The 17,125-nt window shown below is 59.6% G+C and carries 14 protein-coding genes and 1 pseudogene; 11 read left to right on the forward strand and 4 right to left on the reverse strand.

Going from position 1 to position 17,125, the window contains the following annotated elements:
• On the forward strand, nt 1-1,183 hold a 1,183-nt coding region (locus ACRXB1_RS12780), incomplete at its 5' end, for a TolC family protein (RefSeq protein WP_449492212.1).
• A gap of 617 nt (nt 1,184-1,800) precedes the next feature.
• The gene (locus tag ACRXB1_RS12785) at nt 1,801-3,240 is read left to right on the forward strand and encodes a YadA family autotransporter adhesin (protein WP_449492213.1); all 1,440 of its coding nucleotides are present in this window, start codon (nt 1,801-1,803) and stop codon (nt 3,238-3,240) included.
• Nucleotides 3,241-3,383: 143 nt separating this feature from the next.
• Here ACRXB1_RS12785 and ACRXB1_RS12790 read toward each other — a convergent pair whose 3' ends face one another.
• Complete coding sequence (locus ACRXB1_RS12790) at nt 3,384-4,229, reverse strand: MurR/RpiR family transcriptional regulator (protein ID WP_062169231.1); 846 nt, start codon at nt 4,227-4,229, stop codon at nt 3,384-3,386.
• A gap of 273 nt (nt 4,230-4,502) precedes the next feature.
• Here ACRXB1_RS12790 and edd point away from each other — a divergent pair, with 273 nt between their 5' ends.
• The 6 genes and pseudogenes from edd to ACRXB1_RS12820 all read left to right on the forward strand — a co-directional run bounded on the left by edd (nt 4,503) and on the right by ACRXB1_RS12820 (nt 10,396).
• Complete coding sequence (gene edd / locus ACRXB1_RS12795; protein WP_449492214.1) at nt 4,503-6,350, forward strand: phosphogluconate dehydratase; 1,848 nt, start codon at nt 4,503-4,505, stop codon at nt 6,348-6,350.
• A 24-nt stretch (nt 6,351-6,374) separates the two neighbouring features.
• Complete coding sequence (eda, locus tag ACRXB1_RS12800; RefSeq protein WP_061998519.1) at nt 6,375-7,010, forward strand: bifunctional 4-hydroxy-2-oxoglutarate aldolase/2-dehydro-3-deoxy-phosphogluconate aldolase; 636 nt, start codon at nt 6,375-6,377, stop codon at nt 7,008-7,010.
• 186 nt (nt 7,011-7,196) lie between these two features.
• Complete coding sequence (locus tag ACRXB1_RS12805) at nt 7,197-8,558, forward strand: GntP family permease (RefSeq protein WP_062169235.1); 1,362 nt, start codon at nt 7,197-7,199, stop codon at nt 8,556-8,558.
• Between the two features lie 10 nt (nt 8,559-8,568).
• Nucleotides 8,569-9,063: a gluconokinase gene (locus tag ACRXB1_RS12810; RefSeq protein WP_449492215.1), complete on the forward strand. Its 495-nt coding sequence runs from the start codon at nt 8,569-8,571 to the stop codon at nt 9,061-9,063.
• A gap of 453 nt (nt 9,064-9,516) precedes the next feature.
• Nucleotides 9,517-10,095, forward strand: a pseudogene (locus tag ACRXB1_RS12815) (Ig-like domain-containing protein); the annotation flags it as partial.
• A gap of 40 nt (nt 10,096-10,135) precedes the next feature.
• Complete coding sequence (locus tag ACRXB1_RS12820) at nt 10,136-10,396, forward strand: hypothetical protein (RefSeq protein ID WP_449492221.1); 261 nt, start codon at nt 10,136-10,138, stop codon at nt 10,394-10,396.
• A 137-nt stretch (nt 10,397-10,533) separates the two neighbouring features.
• Here ACRXB1_RS12820 and purB read toward each other — a convergent pair whose 3' ends face one another.
• Nucleotides 10,534-11,922, reverse strand: coding sequence for an adenylosuccinate lyase (purB, locus tag ACRXB1_RS12825; RefSeq protein ID WP_174364027.1), 1,389 nt, complete (start codon nt 11,920-11,922; stop codon nt 10,534-10,536).
• A gap of 154 nt (nt 11,923-12,076) precedes the next feature.
• Between purB and ACRXB1_RS12830 the strand changes: the two genes are divergently transcribed.
• Entirely contained in the window at nt 12,077-12,322 is a 246-nt protein-coding gene (locus ACRXB1_RS12830; protein ID WP_449492216.1) for a FitA-like ribbon-helix-helix domain-containing protein, read from the forward strand.
• The gene (locus tag ACRXB1_RS12835) at nt 12,319-12,741 is read left to right on the forward strand and encodes a PIN domain-containing protein (protein ID WP_449492217.1); all 423 of its coding nucleotides are present in this window, start codon (nt 12,319-12,321) and stop codon (nt 12,739-12,741) included. Before ACRXB1_RS12830 ends, ACRXB1_RS12835 begins: the two co-directional genes overlap by 4 nt.
• Nucleotides 12,742-12,751: 10 nt before the next feature.
• Here ACRXB1_RS12835 and murU read toward each other — a convergent pair whose 3' ends face one another.
• The gene (gene murU, locus ACRXB1_RS12840; RefSeq protein ID WP_449492220.1) at nt 12,752-13,444 is read right to left on the reverse strand and encodes an N-acetylmuramate alpha-1-phosphate uridylyltransferase MurU; all 693 of its coding nucleotides are present in this window, start codon (nt 13,442-13,444) and stop codon (nt 12,752-12,754) included.
• 26 nt (nt 13,445-13,470) lie between these two features.
• Complete coding sequence (locus ACRXB1_RS12845) at nt 13,471-14,496, reverse strand: aminoglycoside phosphotransferase family protein (protein ID WP_449492218.1); 1,026 nt, start codon at nt 14,494-14,496, stop codon at nt 13,471-13,473.
• A gap of 272 nt (nt 14,497-14,768) precedes the next feature.
• Here ACRXB1_RS12845 and ACRXB1_RS12850 point away from each other — a divergent pair, with 272 nt between their 5' ends.
• A complete protein-coding gene (locus ACRXB1_RS12850) occupies nt 14,769-17,102 on the forward strand; it encodes an LPS-assembly protein LptD (RefSeq protein WP_449492219.1) in 2,334 nt (777 codons plus the stop codon).
• The last annotated feature ends 23 nt before the right edge of the window (nt 17,103-17,125 follow it).

Raw genomic sequence — 17,125 nt, forward strand, 5'->3', positions numbered from 1 at the left:
TGCCGTGGATACCGCCGCAGAGCGCAACGCGGCGATCCGCCAGGCACGCAATGACTGGGAAGCCGCGAAATACGATGTCGACCAGGTCAAGGGCCAGCGTTGGCCGCAGGTTCAGGTCGGGGGCAATTCGCCGGCACTGACAGGATCCCATACGACATTCGATGACAGCAACCGTGCCTCGGCCAATGTCAGCGTCACGACCATGGTGTATGACTGGGGGAAGACGAGCAAGAATATTGCAAGTCGCTCGAAGACCGCGGAAGCGGCAGAGTTCTATCTGAAAACAATCGAGCAGCAGAATGCATATGACGTTTCGTCGACGCTCGTGGATCTCGCAAAATACCGCGCGGTCTACGCCGCCGGTGACAGCTATGTGAAACGGATGTCGGCGCTGGTCGACATGCTGGTCGAAATTACCAAGGTGGATCCAGGCCGCCTGAGCGAGTTGAGCCAGGCAAGAGCGCGCCTGCTGCAGGCGCAGACGTCGCAGGATACAGTCGCCGCGCAGGTTCGGTCGCTCGAACTCAACGCCCGCAAGCTCGTTGGCGATCAGGAAACGGCAATGCCGCATGGCACGCGCTGGCAGTTGCGTCTTGATCCACTCGACAGCGCCGTTGCTGCCGTCGCACAAAATCCTGCCATCGAGCAGGCCACGGCCGAAGCCGCTGCTGCAAGCCTGACGGCGAAATCGGTACGGGCAGCTTCGCTGCCGCAGTTGAACTGGGTGATCAACAAGACGACCGCGCACGATTCCTTTAATAACGTGCAGCCGTGGACCACCATGCTCCAGCTCACCTGGACGCCGTTCCAGGGCGGCAGCCAGCGCGCGGCGGAGCGTGCGGCGCTTTCGCGTGCGGCATCGAGCAGCGACAAGCGCGATCAGTTGCAGCTCGATTCGGAATTTCGTGTCCGCGATGCCCACCGCGATGCGATCGCCCTTGCAACGCGGGCCCAGCTGTATGCGCAGTTATCGACGGAAACCGATCTGGTGCGCAAGCAGTTCTTCGAGCAGTGGTATCACCTGAACCGGCGCACGTTGGTCGACGTCTTGCTCGCGGAAGCCGATTTTTATAACAACCAGGTTAGTGAGGTCACGACCCAGTTCGACGCATATCAAGCAATTCTTAAAATCCATTTAAATAATGGGACGTTGAATCAGTGGCTGATTGACGGCGCAAGCTGACTTGCCATGGCGTATCTAACCTATTAACCATGATCGGCCGTGGCTGGCCATATAAACGTCCGCTGATGCAATTCGCATCGGTGGACGTTTTTGTTTTTAAAGGGTGTTTTGAAACGACTGAATGTAAAAGGTAAAAACTTGTCTCCGAAGATAATGTGAATAAATTTTAATGATTTAACGTTCTCTTGTTGTTTTGGGGCAACGTAGATTATGAATTAGGATAATTCCTATTATCTCGGTAACTACGGAACCGATGCCCCCGGTTGTGTCACAAAGCCTTCCTCCGCGAGCGTCGCGGCCGCAGCCATAGGGCGAGCGATAAAGCGGCGACTGCGCGGTCGAGCGAACTGAATCACCCCGCTTTAGTTTGCGAAACCCAATTTAGGAGTTTTCGCATTAAGCCTGCGACCTTCAAAACCTATAGTTCGTTTGCGTTCACGAAAACCAGTTTTTGAACGACTCCCGGTCTCCGTGCTTCAGTGCGAAATCTCTGAAAGGGCATGAACGCCGAGCATAAAGCGGAAGGTTTAAAAGCCATTGCTCCATTTATTAATTGGCGATCAATGTCTCTACCGACTTGCAAGGCGATTTTTTTATTTTTGTAAAGGTACACAGCAATGAACAAGTCTTATAAATCAGTTTGGAACGAATCGACAGGCACGTGGGTCGCCGTTTCGGAAAACGCGACGGGTCGCGGCAAAAGCAAGCGCGCAAAAAGCGCAATCTCCAAAGCCATCCTGACGCAAATCGCGGTTGGCGGCATGAGCATCGCCGGGATGTCGGCTGCCATGGCCGGCGACGCGGTCAAGTTCGGCACCGGTGCATCGGTCGGCGTGGCTGACGGCATTGCGATCGGCACGGATGCCGGCGCTGACGTCGACACCAATCCGGCGAACAAGGACAAGACGGGCGGCGTTGCGATCGGTATCGATTCGTATGTAGTCGGCTCCGGTGTAGCAATTGGTAATAGCGCCCAGGCGGGTTCGGAAAGCCTGGCATTCGGCGCTGGCGCAATGGCGTCGAACAACAGCACGGCAGTCGGCAACAACGCTATCGCGATCAACAAGCATGCAGTGGCGCTGGGTGAAGGCGCTTCGGCGGGCGGTGTCGGTTCTCTGGCGCTTGGCGCCGGCGCGGCCGTAGCGACGACGAGCTCGGTGGCGTTGGGTGAAAACTCGGTGACGGATCGCGATAACTCGGTGTCAGTGGGCTCGGATACGATCAAGCGCCAGATCACGAACGTTGCAGCCGCTACGCAAGACAACGACGCAGTGACGCTCAAGCAGTTGAAGGACGCAGGTATCAACACTGACACAACAGGCGGTGTGACCAATTCGTTTGTCGCCTACGACGACGCGACTAAGAAAGCAGTGACCCTCAACAAGGGCGGCGATGCTGTCAATGTCAAGAATGTTGCCGCGGGTGTTGACGCCACCGATGCTATCAACAAGGCGCAGTTGGACGCAGTGTCGAGCCAGGTCTCGACGTCCACGGCGTCATTGAAGTATTTGCGTTTCGGCACCACGAACGCGCAGGCTGCGAACGCAACCGGCACCGACTCTCTGGCGATTGGCGGCAACGCATTTGCATCACAAACCGGTTCGCTGGCATTCGGGCGTGATTCTGTTTCGTCCGGTATCGGTAACGGTGCTACGGCTCCGGCAACCAACGCTGTCGCACTGGGCGCAGGCTCGGTGGCGGATCGTGACAACACGGTCTCGATGGGTTCGGAAGGTAAGGAGCGTCAGATCACCAACGTGGCAGCTGGCACGCAGGGTACGGACGCAGTCAACCTGAACCAGATGAACTCGGCGGTGGGCGGTGTTGCTCGCAAGGCGTACAGCGGTATTGCGGCAGCCACAGCGCTGACCATGATCCCGGACGTCGACGCGAACAAGACGTTGTCGATCGGTATCGGCGGCGGCACGTTCCAGGGCTATGCAGCAACGGCTATCGGCGGCACGGCTCGTATCACGCAAAACATCAAGGTTCGCGTGGGTGCAGGCTGGAGCGCAGCAGGTACGACGGTTGGCGCAGGTGCTTCGTACCAGTGGTAAGTTAGGCTTGACCCCTGAGGCCCGGTTCGACAAGGACCGGGCCGTAGGAAAATCAGTTTAGAAAATTGTTCTGCTGTACCGTAGTATCTTCAAGCGGGTTCTTCTTTGGAAGGACCCGCTTTTTTTCGTTTGAACGCCGTACCTCAATTTCCCACGCGTCGTTTATCCAGCACGTCCTTAGCCTCAGCAAGCCGTTCCGCAAACTCCGGCCCGCGCGCGAGCGCGACCCCCACTGCCAAAATATCCCCGATCGCCAGGTGCGATACACGCGAGGTCATCGGCGAGAATATGTCCGTGTCTTCGTCGACGTTGGCAAAGAGTCCAACGCTTGCCATGCGCGCCAGCGGCGAGTTGCCATGCGTGATCGCGATCACCTTTGCACCGCTCGCCAGTGCTGATTTCACTGCATCGAGAATGTCACGCGTGCGGCCCGTATTCGATATCACCACCACCACGTCGCCCGCGCCCAATAGCGCCGCCGACGTCGTGTACGTATGCGGATCGGAATACGCGACGCTCGGCACGCCCAGCCGAAAAAACTTGTGCTGGATATCGAGCGCGGCAATGCCCGATCCGCCCGCGCCATAAAACTCGATACGTCGTGCCTCTGCGAGCAATGCGATCGCCGCCGCGACGCTATCCGACGACAAACTGTTGCGCACCTGCAGCAGCGCGCCGATCGTCCGGTCCAGCACTTTCGCCGCGACGCCGGCGGCAGGTTCGTCGGCGCGGACATCGCGGAAGACAGCGGGGGCGGGGACATCGGAGGCAATGCTTTGGGCCAGCCGGATCTTGAACTCACGGAATCCCGAAAATCCAAGCGCCTGGCAAAACCGCGCAATCGTCGGCTGGCTCACGCCCGCGCGCACAGCGAAGTCGGTCATTGCGAGATCGAGAACTTCCCGCGGGGCCTCCAGAACGTAATCTGCGAGCTTTCGCTCGGACGGGCGCAATTGCTCGCGCATTGCTTCGACTTGGGACAGCAACATCGGTAATCTCGCCTATGCTGGAATTGCACGGACTATAGCTGATCGGCCAAAATGTACAAAAACTACAAGGAAATCACTCATCGAGACGGCTGACCGCAGGGCAAGCGACTGAATTTCAGCCTTTCAGCAAAAGCCACACAAAGAAATAAGGGTTTTCCAGATGGAAAGTATGTAGTTTTTCTACTAAAATCCATGGCGATCGCACGGGAAAGTCACAAAAAAGCAAAACACCCGCGCGCACTGTTCAATCCCCGGTAAGGCGAAGGAGTGTCGATGGTTTCCCCGCATTCGCATCTCAACAAGGTCACGCAGCGCGTGATCGAGCGCAGCAAGCCGACGCGTGCGGCATATCTGGCGCGTATCGATGGCGCCCAAGGCCATTTTCCGGCGCGCGGTGCGTTGTCCTGCGCCAATCTCGCGCACGGTTTCGCCGGCATGGAGGGTCAGGAGAAAATCTCGATCAAGGCGATTCGTGAGCCGAACATCGGCATTGTGTCGTCTTATAACGAGATGCTTTCTGCGCACGCCCCGTTCAAGAATTATCCGGACATCATCAAGCACGCCGCACGCGAAGCAGGCGGCGTGGCGCAATTCGCCGGCGGCGTGCCGGCCATGTGCGACGGCGTCACGCAAGGCAATGCCGGCATGGAGCTCTCGCTGTTTTCGCGCGAAGTGATCGCCATGAGCACGGCGGTGGCGCTCACCCACAATATGTTCGATGCCGCGTTGTGCCTCGGCATCTGCGACAAGATCGTGCCCGGGCTGCTGATCGGTGCGCTGCAATTCGGCCATCTGCCGACCATTTTCGTGCCCGCTGGTCCCATGACCAGCGGCCTCACCAACGACGACAAAGCCAAGGTCCGCCAGCAATTCGCAACCGGCGCGTGCGATCGCGACGCATTGCTCGAAGCGGAAGCTGCGGCGTATCACGGCCACGGCACATGCACGTTCTATGGCACGGCCAACAGCAACCAGATGCTGATGGAAATCATGGGCCTGCATCTGCCGGGTTCGGCCTTTATCCACCCGCACACGCCACTCAGGGACGCACTCACCGCCGAAGCCGCGAAGCGCGTGCTTGAGTTGACGGTGGATCGCGGGCACTACACGCCGGTCGGCCATGTCGTCGATGAAAAATCCATCGTGAACGGGATCGTCGCGCTGCTGGCAACGGGCGGCTCGACCAACCACACGCTGCATCTGGTCGCAATTGCGCGTGCGGCGGGGATTGTCATCGACTGGAATGATTTCGATGAACTCTCGCAAGCCGTGCCGCTCGTCGCCCGGATCTATCCGAACGGCAAGGCCGACGTGAACCATTTCCACGCGGCCGGCGGCGTTGCGTATCTGGTGCGCGACCTGCTCAGCGCGGGGCTGCTGCACGAAGACGTCAAGACCGTCGCGGGCGAGGGCCTGAAGCACTACACGCGCGAACCGAAACTCATCGACGGAAAACTGCAATGGGTCGAAGGCACCGAAACCAGCCACGACACCAAAGTGCTGCGCAGCCACAAGGAGCCCTTCGCGCCTGACGGCGGGCTGCGCCTGATGCAGGGCAAGCTTGGCCGTGGCGTGATCAAGATCTCGGCGGTGGCCGAGGCGCATCGTCATGTGAAAGCGCCCGCGATCGTGTTCGAGTCGCAGGAACAAGTGCAGGAAGCGTTCGATAACGGCGAACTCAAGCGCGATTTCGTGGCCATCGTGCGGTTCCAGGGTGCACGGGCGAACGGCATGCCGGAGTTGCACCGGTTGACGCCGCTTCTCGGCGTGTTGCAGGATCAGGGCTTCCACGTCGCGCTGGTGACGGACGGGCGCATGTCGGGCGCGTCGGGCAAGGTGCCCGCTGTCATCCATATATCGCCGGAAGCGTTGCTGCACGGGCCGATAGGCAAGGTGCGCACGGGTGACATGATTGTCATCGACGCAAACAAGGGCGTGCTGGACGTCGAACTGGACGAAAAGGAATGGGCTGCGCGCGAAGTCGAGCAGCCGAAACATCAAGCGGGTAACGAAGTCGGTTTCGGGCGCGAGCTGTTCGGTGTGTTTCGCAATGCAGCCATGCCGGCTGAGCTGGGCGCATCAGTATTCGGCCCGATGGTCGGCGAACAGCACAGAGCCTGAGAGACTCTCTATAAGGAGCAGCAAATGAAACAGGTAAGCGAAATCGTGCGCCTTGGGCCGGTGATCCCGGTCCTTGCCTTCGAATCGGCCGAGCAAGGCGAAAACGTCTCCCGCGCGCTGCACGCAGGCGGCGTCAAGGTGCTCGAGATCACGCTGCGCACGGCCGCAGGGCTCGAGGCGATCGAACGCGCCAGTCATCTGGCCGATGACATCGTAGTCGGTGTCGGCACCATCACAAAACCGGAACATTGCGCGCAGGCGAAGAAAGCGGGCGCGCAGTTCGGTGTATCGCCGGGGTTGACAAAGGACATTCACCAGGCGGCGCTCGATTGCGGCCTGCCGTTGCTGCCGGGCGTGATGACGCCGACCGACATCATCACGGCCATGGAACTCGGCTACGAGATCGTGAAGCTGTTTCCGGCGCAGCAGGCGGGCGGTGTGTCGATGCTGCAAGCCCTCAACGGCCCGTTCCCGACGCTCAGGTTCTGCCCGACCGGCGGCATCACTGCCGAAACCGCGCCGAGTTTCCTGGCGCTGCCGAATGTGGTGTGTGTCGGTGGATCGTGGCTGACGCCGAAAGCCGCGCTCGCTGCGCAGAACTGGGAAGAGGTCACGCGCCTCGCCAGGGCGGCAAGCACACTGGCGCCGCCGCAACGCTAAAAAGCAACGCTGCAAACAAGCCCCTGCGCTCATCCCGCCGGGGCTTTTTCACTTTTGGACACACATCGCGCGCGTGTTTCCCGGGCTGCAAGTAAAATCCTGGTGGTTCAATCTCGACTGCGCATGCCGCCCCCGGGCGCATCCGGTTCGCGGCATAAAAAACGTCACACACTTGGGAGGCGCTTAATGGAGCCAGTACAGGGCAGCATGTTGCTGGTGTACGCAGTGATTGCAATTGCGTTGCTGATCTTGATGATCACGCGGTACAAGGTTTACCCGTTCCTGGTCCTGATCATCGTTTCGTTGTTGCTGGGTCTGGCCGTCGGCATGCCGATGGACAAGATCGTCAAGGCGTTCGAGACTGGTAACGGCAACACGCTGGGACACATTGCCATCGTGGTCGGCCTCGGCACCATGCTTGGCAAGATGATGGCCGAATCCGGCGGCGCCGAGCGCATTGCGAATACGCTCATCAACTGGTTTGGCGAAAAACACATCCACTGGGCGATGATGGTCGTGGCGATCATCGTCGGCTTGCCGGTGTTCTTTGAAGTCGGCTTTGTGCTGCTGATTCCGATTGCCTTCAACGTCGCGAAACGCACCGGGAAGTCGCTGCTGCTGATCGGCATGCCGATGGTCGCCGGTCTTTCCGTGGTTCACGGCCTGATCCCGCCGCACCCGGCCGCGTTGCTCGCGGTGCAGGCGTATCACGCGGACATTGGCCGCACGATTGCTTATGGCCTGATCGTAGGTGTGCCGACTGCCGTGGTTGCGGGTCCGCTGTTTGCTCTGCTCGTTTCAAAATACATCAAGTTGCCGGAAAACAATCCGCTGGCGGCGCAATTCATCGATAACCGCAAGGAAGGCGAAGTGCGCGAGCTGCCCGGGTTCGGCATCACGCTGTTCACCATCTTGTTGCCGGTGATCCTGATGCTGATCGGCAGTTGGGCGGACCTGGTCACCACGCCGAAGAGCCTGCCGAACAACCTGCTGAAGTTCGTCGGTACGTCGGACGTGGCGTTGCTGGTTGCCGTGCTGTTCAGCTTCTGGAGTTTTGGTGCATCGCGTGGATTCAATCGCGAGCAGATCCAGAAGTTCTGCGGCGACTGTCTTGCGCCGATTGCCGGCATCACGCTGATCGTGGGCGCGGGCGGCGGCTTCGGCAATGTGCTGCGCGAAAGCGGGATTTCCACGGAACTGGTGCACCAGGCATCGGCTGCGCACTTGTCGCCGTTGCTGCTCGGCTGGTTTGTCGCGGCGCTGATTCGTCTTGCGACTGGTTCTGCAACTGTCGCCATGACGACCGCTTGCGGGATCGTCGCGCCGATCGCCGCGGCGGCCGGCGGCGCGGTAAGCCCGGAATTGCTCGTGCTCGCTACAGGTTGCGGATCGTTGATTTTCTCGCACGTGAACGACGGCGGTTTCTGGCTGGTGAAGGAGTATTTCGGCATGACGGTCGGGCAGACGTTCAAGACGTGGTCGCTCTGCGAGACGATCATTTCAGTGATGGGTTTGGGTCTGACCTTCGCTTTGGCGTCGGTCGTGTAAGGAGAATCAGATGATATTGATCGCGATGGGTGTGTCGGGCTGCGGCAAGACCACGATTGGTGAAATGCTGGCAGAGCGGCTGGGCTGCGGTTTCGCGGACGCCGACAGTTTTCATAGCCAGGCGAACAAGGACAAGATGCACAAGGGCATCCCCTTGACGGACGATGACCGGTGGCCGTGGCTGAAGGCGATCCGTGCATCGATAGAAGAAAAACAGGCGGCGGGTTCGACCGAAGTGTATGCATGCTCGGCGCTCAAGCGCGTGTACCGCGACATTCTTCGCAACGGCAATCAGGACGTGACTTTTGTTTACCTGAAGGGAACGCCGGAGTTGCTGAAAGAACGGATTAAAACGCGTAAAGGTCATTTCTTCGATCCGGCTTTATTGCAAAGCCAGCTTGATACGCTGGAACCGCCTGGAACAGACGAAGCCATTGAAGCGGATATTGCACTGACGCCCGAAGAGATTGTCAACAAAGTATTAAGTGAAGTTAAGGATCGCTAAGTTGGATCGGAGCGAACTTTAGCCCGTCGGGATAGAAATCAAAAAAATCTCAACAATCCCGGTTTGAATCGATAATTCGTTTCCACACCTCAGAAAAAGACCGTTTCAGCGCCGCGCTGGACCGGTCTTTTGCTTTTCTATACCGTAAAGCGCTCGCCGGCATTGCGTTTGACCGCCTTCATAGTCTGCCCGCTTGGCGCCCTCATCACCTCATCAATCCAGTACAGGACAGTGCGGGCGGGGCGTTGTCGTATCCAGGAAATGCTCCTTGTTGCATTCAAGGGCAGGTCCCGTGTGTGTGCGCGCGTGATCGTTACTCAAGATCGCGAATCACGTTGGGGGTCGTCCGGGTAACGGCTGCTCCCGTGCGTTTTTGGTCGGGCCGGCACGAATCGTTCGTCTTGCGAAAGGATTTCCGTCCCATCGATTTCTTAGTAAAACAGGGTTATAGAAATGGCGATTCAATCCACAGCACCGTCCCAGGCAATCATTACGTCAGTCGGGTCAGCACAGAGCGGTGGTACGGCAGATAATAATCATCCAGTCATTACGGGTAAGGCCGATGCCGGTACCAAAGTCAATGTCTATGACGGCGTCAAGCTGATCGGTACCGCGGATGTCGGCACGGACGGCACATGGTCCTTCACCGTGCCTGATTCGCTTACGGTTAAAGCAGGCAAGCACACCTTCACCGCAGTTTCCATGGACGGCGACGTGTGGGGTGCGACCTCCGCGCAGTTTGCAGTCACGCTTCCTGCCGGCGCACAAGTGCCGACCCCCCCGGTTGTCGATAGTTTCACCGACAACGTAGGTCCGGTTACAGGCCCGATCACGGCGGGCACCACCACTGATGATTCGAAGCCGGCCATGAGTGGCACGGGTACCGCGGGCGACATCATCAAGCTGTATGACGGCGACAAGGTCATTGGTTCGGCGACGGTCGACCCCAATGGCAAGTGGACAGTCCAGCCCAAGGACGCCCTGAGCGATGGCGCGCACGACGTCCACGTGACGGAGTCGAACGCAACCGGCGAAAGCGGTCCGATCTCGCCTATTCCGTTACGCAAACACCTTGAAGCTGTCGCTGACCGACGTGCTGAATCTGGGCGAAACCGACCTGTTCCAGAAGGACGGCAAGCAGCAGATGATGGTGAACGGCTCGAACGGCGACACGGTGGATCTGTCGAATTCCCACATTGCCGGTCTGGCCGAAGGCGAGTGGGAGCAGCATGGCACCACGCAAGTGGGCGGCGTGACGTACAACGTGTACGAGCACTCGAGCACGAACGTGGAACTGCTGGTTCAGCAGAACGTGAATGTGATGGTGCATTAAGTTGAAGATGTCCGCGCTCTGGCCACTTGGCAGAGCGTGGACTGATTGAACGCAATCACCGTAAAAAAGCCGTTCCAGGATTTTCTGGAACGGCTTTTTGTCTTGGTGAAGTAATTTGACCGGGAGCGACGCCGTTTTCAGGCGATCCGCTTGGCCAGCTCCACCGCTTTCCCCACGTACGACGCCGGCGTCATGTCCAGCAACAGCTTCTTCGCGTCATCAGGAATCGCGAGTCCATTGATAAACGTCTGCAAGCCTTCGCGCGTAATGCCCTTGCCGCGCGTCAGTTCCTTCAGTTGTTCGTATGGATTGGCTACGCCATAACGGCGCATCACCGTTTGCACCGGTTCCGCCAGCACTTCCCAGCAGTTATCCAGGTCCTCGTTCAGCCGCGCCGCGTTGACTTCGAGCTTGTCGAGTCCGCGTACCAGCGAATCGTACGAAAGCAGCGAATAGCCAAACGCCACACCGATGTTGCGCAACACAGTGGAATCCGTCAGGTCGCGCTGCCAGCGTGAGATGGGGAGTTTATCGGCGAGATGGCGCAGCATGGCGTTGGCGAGGCCCAGATTGCCCTCGGAATTTTCGAAGTCGATGGGATTGACCTTGTGCGGCATGGTCGATGACCCGATTTCTCCCGCCTTGAGCCGCTGCTTGAAATAGCCCACCGAGATGTAGCCCCAGACGTCGCGATCGAGGTCGAGCAGGATCGTATTGGCGCGCGAGATGGCATCGAACAGTTCGGCCATGTAATCGTGCGGTTCGATCTGGATGGTGTACGGATTGAACGTGAGTTGCAGCCGGTCCTCGATCACGCCTTCCGCGAATTCTTCCCAGTCGAAATCCGGATACGCCGACAGATGCGCGTTGAAGTTGCCGACCGCGCCGTTCATCTTGGCAAGCACCGGCACTTCTGCAATCCGCTCGATAGCGCTCTGCAACCGCGCTGCCACGTTCGCCATTTCCTTGCCGAGCGTGGTCGGGCTCGCGGGCTGGCCATGCGTGCGCGAGAGCATGGGTTGCGCGGCGTTGGCGTGAGCGAGCTTGATCAGCCGGTCGTGCACCGAGCGCAGTGCCGGCAGCAGGACGTGTTCGCGAGCGCCCGCGATCATCATGCCGTGCGACGTGTTGTTGATATCTTCCGATGTGCACGCAAAGTGGATGAATTCGCTTGCGCGCTCGAGTTCCGGCTGGCCCTTCACGGATTCCTTGAGCCAGTACTCGACGGCTTTCACGTCGTGGTTCGTGACCTTTTCGATGTCCTTGATGCGCGCGGCATCGTGCGCGGTAAAGCGCTCGGCGAGCTGCAGCAGGAAGTCTTCGGACTCGGAGGAGAACGCAGGCACTTCGTCGAATCCGGCTTGCGACAGCGCGATCAGCCAGTGAATCTCGACCTTCACGCGATGTTTCATGAACGCGTATTCGGACAGCCATTCCCGCAGCGCTTCGGTTTTGGCGGCATAACGGCCGTCGAGCGGCGACAGCGCGGTGAGCGCGAAGAGGGTATCGGGACGGGTATCGGACATGGTGGGGCCGCGGAGAATAAAGCGAAAGGGAAGGAGGGATTTTAACATTTGCGAACCACGCGCCGGATTCGTGCACGACACGGAATCCCGCACTGCCCCCATACCATTCGCTTTATGCTAGCATTGCAGTCAATGACAGCATGCGGAGTTTTGAATGGCAACACTGACAATTCGCAATCTCGATGACCAGATCAAGGCTCTTCTTCGGGTCGAAGCTGCTCGGCACGGCCGCTCCATGGAAGAAGAAGTGCGAGTGATTTTGCAGAGCGCATTGGCCGGAACCGCCAACGCGACCGGTTTCGGCAGCCGCGTTCACCAACGTTTTGCAGGCTTTGCGGACAAGGGCCTGACGTTGCCGGAACGATCGGGCCAGCCGCGGGCAGCTGAGTTTCCGGAATGATTGTGCTGGACACAAACGTCTTGTCGGAAATCATGCGCGCCAACCCCGACGAAAACGTGCTCACCTGGCTCGATTCTCAATACGCGCACGAGCTGCACATCACATCCATTACGGTCTCGGAATTGCTGTACGGCGTTGCGCGGCTCGCGCACGGCAAACGCAAAACCGCGCTGCGTGGCGCAATAGAATCGATGCTCGACGGTGAGCTGGCTGGCAGGGTGCTGGCCTTCGACGAAGCTGCCGCGCGCTGCTACGCAATCCTCGTAGCGGAACGCGAAGCACAAGGCCGACCGATCAGTTCCGCCGATGCGCAAATTGCCGCGATCTGTCATAGCCGCGATGCAGTACTTGCCACGCGAAACGGCAAGGAATTTGAGGCAACCGGAGTTCCAGTTATCGATCCCTGGACAGCGGCGTAGCGACCAGCACCTACTTGCCCCGCAGCGCCCGATCCAGCGCCTCGAGCTGCGCCACGGTTCCTACGTTCTCCCACTGTCCTTCATAAAGCTCGCCGGTTGCCCGCCCCGCCTTGACCGTCTCCTGGTAATACGGCGTCAATGCACGCCGTGTTCCTGGCGCGAGATCGCGAAACATGCGGGTATCGTACAAACCGATATTGCCGAACGTGAAGCGCGCCGGGCCGTCGAGCGAAAGCGTGCCGTTGGGCTCGAGCGCAAAGTCACCGAGCTTATGAAACGGGGGATTCGGCACCATCACCAGATGCATCGCCGGCTCGGATGCGAGCGCCATCGACGGGACACGCGTGCGCAAGCTCGCGTAGTCGAAATCGCAGAAAACATCCCCGCTCACCGCCAGGAATATCGCCGGCTCGCCTTGCGTTTCCAGCAGCGGCAAAGCCTTGGCAATCCCGCCGGCCGTCTCCAGCGCGTGCATTTCGTGCGAGTAACGGATCTCGACGCCCCAACGCGAACCGTTGCCGAGGTTCGACTGAAGCATGCGCCCGAGCCACGCGTGATTGATCACGATGACTTCAAACCCCGCCGCCGCGAGCCGTTCGATCTGCCAGACAATCAGCGCCTTGCCGCCGACCTTGAGCAACGGCTTGGGACACGAATCCGTCATTGGACGCATGCGCTCGCCGCGGCCTGCGGCAAAAATCATGGCCTTGGTCAACGTATTCACGGCGCTCAAAACGTATATCCCACATCCACGGCGCGGCCTTCGAGCGTATCGAGCAGGCGCGCAAACGGCCGCAACGGCCTGTAGCGCTCGGACACCTTGCGTGCATAGCCGATAAACCTCGGCAAATCAGCCAGATACTGCGGCTTGCCATCGCGATGATAAATCCGCGCGAACAGTCCCAGCACCTTGATATGGCGCTGCAATCCCATCCACTCGATCTGCCGGTAGAACTCGCCGAAATCGGCATCGATGGGCAAGCCGGCTTTGCGCGCGCCTTCCCAGTAGTAGACGAAGCAGTCCAGCTCGAACTCTTCTTCCCAGCTTATGAACGCATCGCGCAACAGCGAGGCAATGTCATAGCTGAGCGGCCCATACACCGCGTCCTGGAAGTCGAGTACGCCGGGATTGGGATCGGCCACCATCAGGTTGCGCGGCATGAAGTCGCGCAGCATGAAGACCTGCGGTTGCGCCAGCGCGCTTTGCACGAGCACGTTGAACGTGTCGTCGAGCACCTTGCGCTCGGCGGTTTCCAGCGTGTGGCCAAGATGCTTCGCGACGAACCACTCGGGCATCAGCTCCATTTCGCGGCGCAAGAACGCTTCGTCGAAAGCGGGCAAGACGCCTTCCCGCGATGTCACCTGGAACTTGATCAATGAATCTATAGCCGCGCGCATCAACGGCCGGGCGTTTTTTTCGTCGAGCACGGAGAGGTAGGTCGTGGTGCCCAGATCCGTGACGAGCATGAAGCCGGCATTAAAATCGGTTTCGAGGATGTGCGGAACATGCACGCCCGCGTCGCGCAGCAAGCCTGCCACCTGGACAAACTCGCGGCACTTTTCGGGCGGCGGGGCATCGACGGCAATCAGCGTGTTGCCGAACTCGCTTTGCGCGGCCAGCCGGAAATAGCGGCGGAAACTGGCGTCGGTGGAAGCAGGAGCAAGCGTGGCAAGATCCAGTGCGTATCGCTCGGCCACGGTTTGCAGCCAGTCGTGAAGCTGTGTAAGGCGAAAATCAGGGGTTTGGGGCGTCATAAATTCTAGGGGTGAAACGTCTTGCCATATAATACCCCACGACTTTTTTAAGCATTCCGTTTGCATCGCGTGTAACGTCCGGCGCCCCGGCCTGCAGCAAGCCTTAGCGGCTTTTTGCAGGTCAGGAGTTACCGCCCGAACCATCCATCGATCGATTCATTTTCGTTCGCAGCGAACCGTACTCCGGTGGCGCGAGTTCCGGTGGCTGTGCCCGGGTGCTCACGTCCCGGGCGTCGAGCGCCGAGCGTGACGCGATTGAACAGCACTCAAACATGCCGCCACGACAGCTTTCCAAACAAGTTTTATCGCGCGAGTCGCGTGATCAGCGGCCACGCAGGCGGCGGCTGTTCGCAGCGCTGATCGCGGTGCCTGGCCTCATGCCGGCGCTTGCCAACGCGCAGCTATCGGGCGCGGCAGCAGACACTCAGCCGCTCGGGGACCCGTGGAGCCTGCGTCTCGCTCCCCAGCTCGAAGAACGCCCGCTGCGGCAGGGCGATCAGCCTGCCACGTTCGTACTGGGCAACCGCACTTCAGGCACGGCTGACCAGGACATGGCGGCGAAGGGAGCCGCGGAGCTGCGCCGCAACACGTCGGTGATCAAGTCGGATGCGCTGCATTACGACCAGGACACCGACATGGCCGATGCTTACGGCAATGTCAGGATCTTCAACAACGGCAATACGTTCATTGGCCCGGAAGCGCACTTGAAGGTGGAGGCGAACGAGGGTTACATGACGAACCCGAAGTATCGCTTCAACTTGTCGAACGGCTCGGGCAGCGCTGCGCGAGCGGACCTGATCGACAACGAGCAGACCCGCGTGGACCACGGCACTTACACGGCGTGTTCGTGCGAGACGGACCCGGCGTGGTACATCAAGGGCACGTCGTTTGACTTCGATACCGGCGCGAACGAAGGCGTGGCCCATAACGGCGTGTTGTTCTTCCAGGGCGTGCCGGTGTTCGCGAGCCCGTGGATGTCGTTTCCGCTGACCGGCGAACGCCGCAGCGGGATCTTGCCGCCTACGGTATCGCTGAATTCGACGACCGGTTTTGAAGTCTCGCTGCCGTATTACTTCAACATCGCGCCAAACCGCGACCTGCTGGTAACGCCGCGCCTGATGACGCGGCGCGGGATTCAGTTGCAGTCGACCTTCCGGTATTTGTCGCCTACTTACTCGGGCACGATCACCGGCGAATTCCTGCCGAACGACATGCAGACGCATACCAACCGTTATGCGATCTACATTCAGCATCAGCAGAATTTCGGCGGCGGTTTCGCGGGTTACATCAACTACAACAAGGTCTCGGACAGCCAGTATCCGGAAGACCTGGGCAACGCCGCGAACCAGTTCCTGAACGGCACGCAAGTGCTGTATCAGCAGGAAGCCGGGTTGACCTACAACAACGGCCCGTGGTCCATCATCGCCCGCGAGCAGCGCTGGCAGACCCTGCCGCCGGCCGTGGCGCCGTATGCGCGCGAGCCGCAGTTGAACGTGCTGTACAACAAGTACAACGTAGGCGGTTTCGACTACGGCGCGGAGATGGATTACACGCGCTTCACTACCACCGTCGACGATGCAACGAAGGGCCAGCGCGCGGTCTTCAACCCGTACTTGAGCTACAGCGTCACGGGCCCGGGTTATTTCGTCACGCCGAAGGTCCAGTACCATCTGGCGTCGTATAACCTGAGCCAGCTTGGCAGCACGGCTTCCGGGACGCCCGTGGGCCAGCCGAAGAGCCTGACGGAATCCATCCCCACTGTCAGCTTCGACACGGGCCTGGTATTCGATCGCTCGGTCACGGTGTTCGGGCAGGACTACATCCAGACGCTGGAACCGCGGCTGTACTACGTGTACACGCCGTATCGGAACCAGGAGTTCGCGCCTGTCTTCGATACCGGCGAGGCCGACTTCAGCCTTGCCGAAATCTACACGCCGAACACTTACGCGGGTAATGACCGCATCGCGGATGCAAACCGTCTCACGGTCGGCCTGACTTCGCGTTTCATCAACCCGGCAACGGGCGACGAACGTGCGCGTTTTGTCATCGCGCAGCAGTATTATTTCCAGCCGCAGCGCGTGACGATTGCGGAAGGCCAGTCGCTGGATCAGGCGAAGCACTCGGACCTGATCGTGGGTGCGTCGTTCAAGCTGGGCGCGGGTTTTTCGCAGGAAACTGCGTTCCAATATAATGCCGACAACAACCAGCTCGTGCGCTCGAGCATTGGTTTCGGCTTCAGTCCCGAAGCGCGCAAGGTCATCAATATTGGCTACCGGTACACGCGGGCGAACGAAACCACGTTGTCCACCCAGCCGATCAACCAGATCCTGGTCTCGGCACAATGGCCGATCACGCGACACATTTATAGCGTCGGCCGGGTGAACTACGATCTGGCGAGCCATCGTCTCGTCGACGGGCTGCTGGGCTTCCAGTACGATGCCGACTGCTGGACGCTCGGCCTCGGCGTGCAGCGTTACGCAAACGGTGTCAATAGCACGGGCAGTAACAGCGCCGGTACCCGCGTGCTGGCTCAAATGACGTTCAAGGGCCTGTCGAACGTCGATAATGGTCTGACCGCGGCGGCGGCGGCGGTGTGTAGCCGTTGACGCCGGCACGGAACGCCGCGGTA

This window comes from Caballeronia sp. M23-90, from assembly GCF_053574605.1.

What these genes read in the sequence shown, in the direction of transcription:
- ACRXB1_RS12835 (WP_449492217.1), top strand. Translation starts at nt 12,319, where the DNA reads ATGATTGTGCTGGACACAAACGTCTTGTCGGAAATCATGCGCGCCAAC.
- ACRXB1_RS12845 (WP_449492218.1), bottom strand. Translation starts at nt 14,496, where the DNA reads ATGACGCCCCAAACCCCTGATTTTCGCCTTACACAGCTTCACGACTGG.
- eda (WP_061998519.1), top strand. Translation starts at nt 6,375, where the DNA reads ATGAAACAGGTAAGCGAAATCGTGCGCCTTGGGCCGGTGATCCCGGTC.
- ACRXB1_RS12810 (WP_449492215.1), top strand. Translation starts at nt 8,569, where the DNA reads ATGATATTGATCGCGATGGGTGTGTCGGGCTGCGGCAAGACCACGATT.
- ACRXB1_RS12790 (WP_062169231.1), bottom strand. Translation starts at nt 4,229, where the DNA reads ATGTTGCTGTCCCAAGTCGAAGCAATGCGCGAGCAATTGCGCCCGTCC.
- ACRXB1_RS12830 (WP_449492216.1), top strand. Translation starts at nt 12,077, where the DNA reads ATGGCAACACTGACAATTCGCAATCTCGATGACCAGATCAAGGCTCTT.
- ACRXB1_RS12805 (WP_062169235.1), top strand. Translation starts at nt 7,197, where the DNA reads ATGGAGCCAGTACAGGGCAGCATGTTGCTGGTGTACGCAGTGATTGCA.
- edd (WP_449492214.1), top strand. Translation starts at nt 4,503, where the DNA reads ATGGTTTCCCCGCATTCGCATCTCAACAAGGTCACGCAGCGCGTGATC.
- murU (WP_449492220.1), bottom strand. Translation starts at nt 13,444, where the DNA reads ATGATTTTTGCCGCAGGCCGCGGCGAGCGCATGCGTCCAATGACGGAT.
- ACRXB1_RS12785 (WP_449492213.1), top strand. Translation starts at nt 1,801, where the DNA reads ATGAACAAGTCTTATAAATCAGTTTGGAACGAATCGACAGGCACGTGG.
- purB (WP_174364027.1), bottom strand. Translation starts at nt 11,922, where the DNA reads ATGTCCGATACCCGTCCCGATACCCTCTTCGCGCTCACCGCGCTGTCG.
- ACRXB1_RS12850 (WP_449492219.1), top strand. Translation starts at nt 14,769, where the DNA reads ATGCCGCCACGACAGCTTTCCAAACAAGTTTTATCGCGCGAGTCGCGT.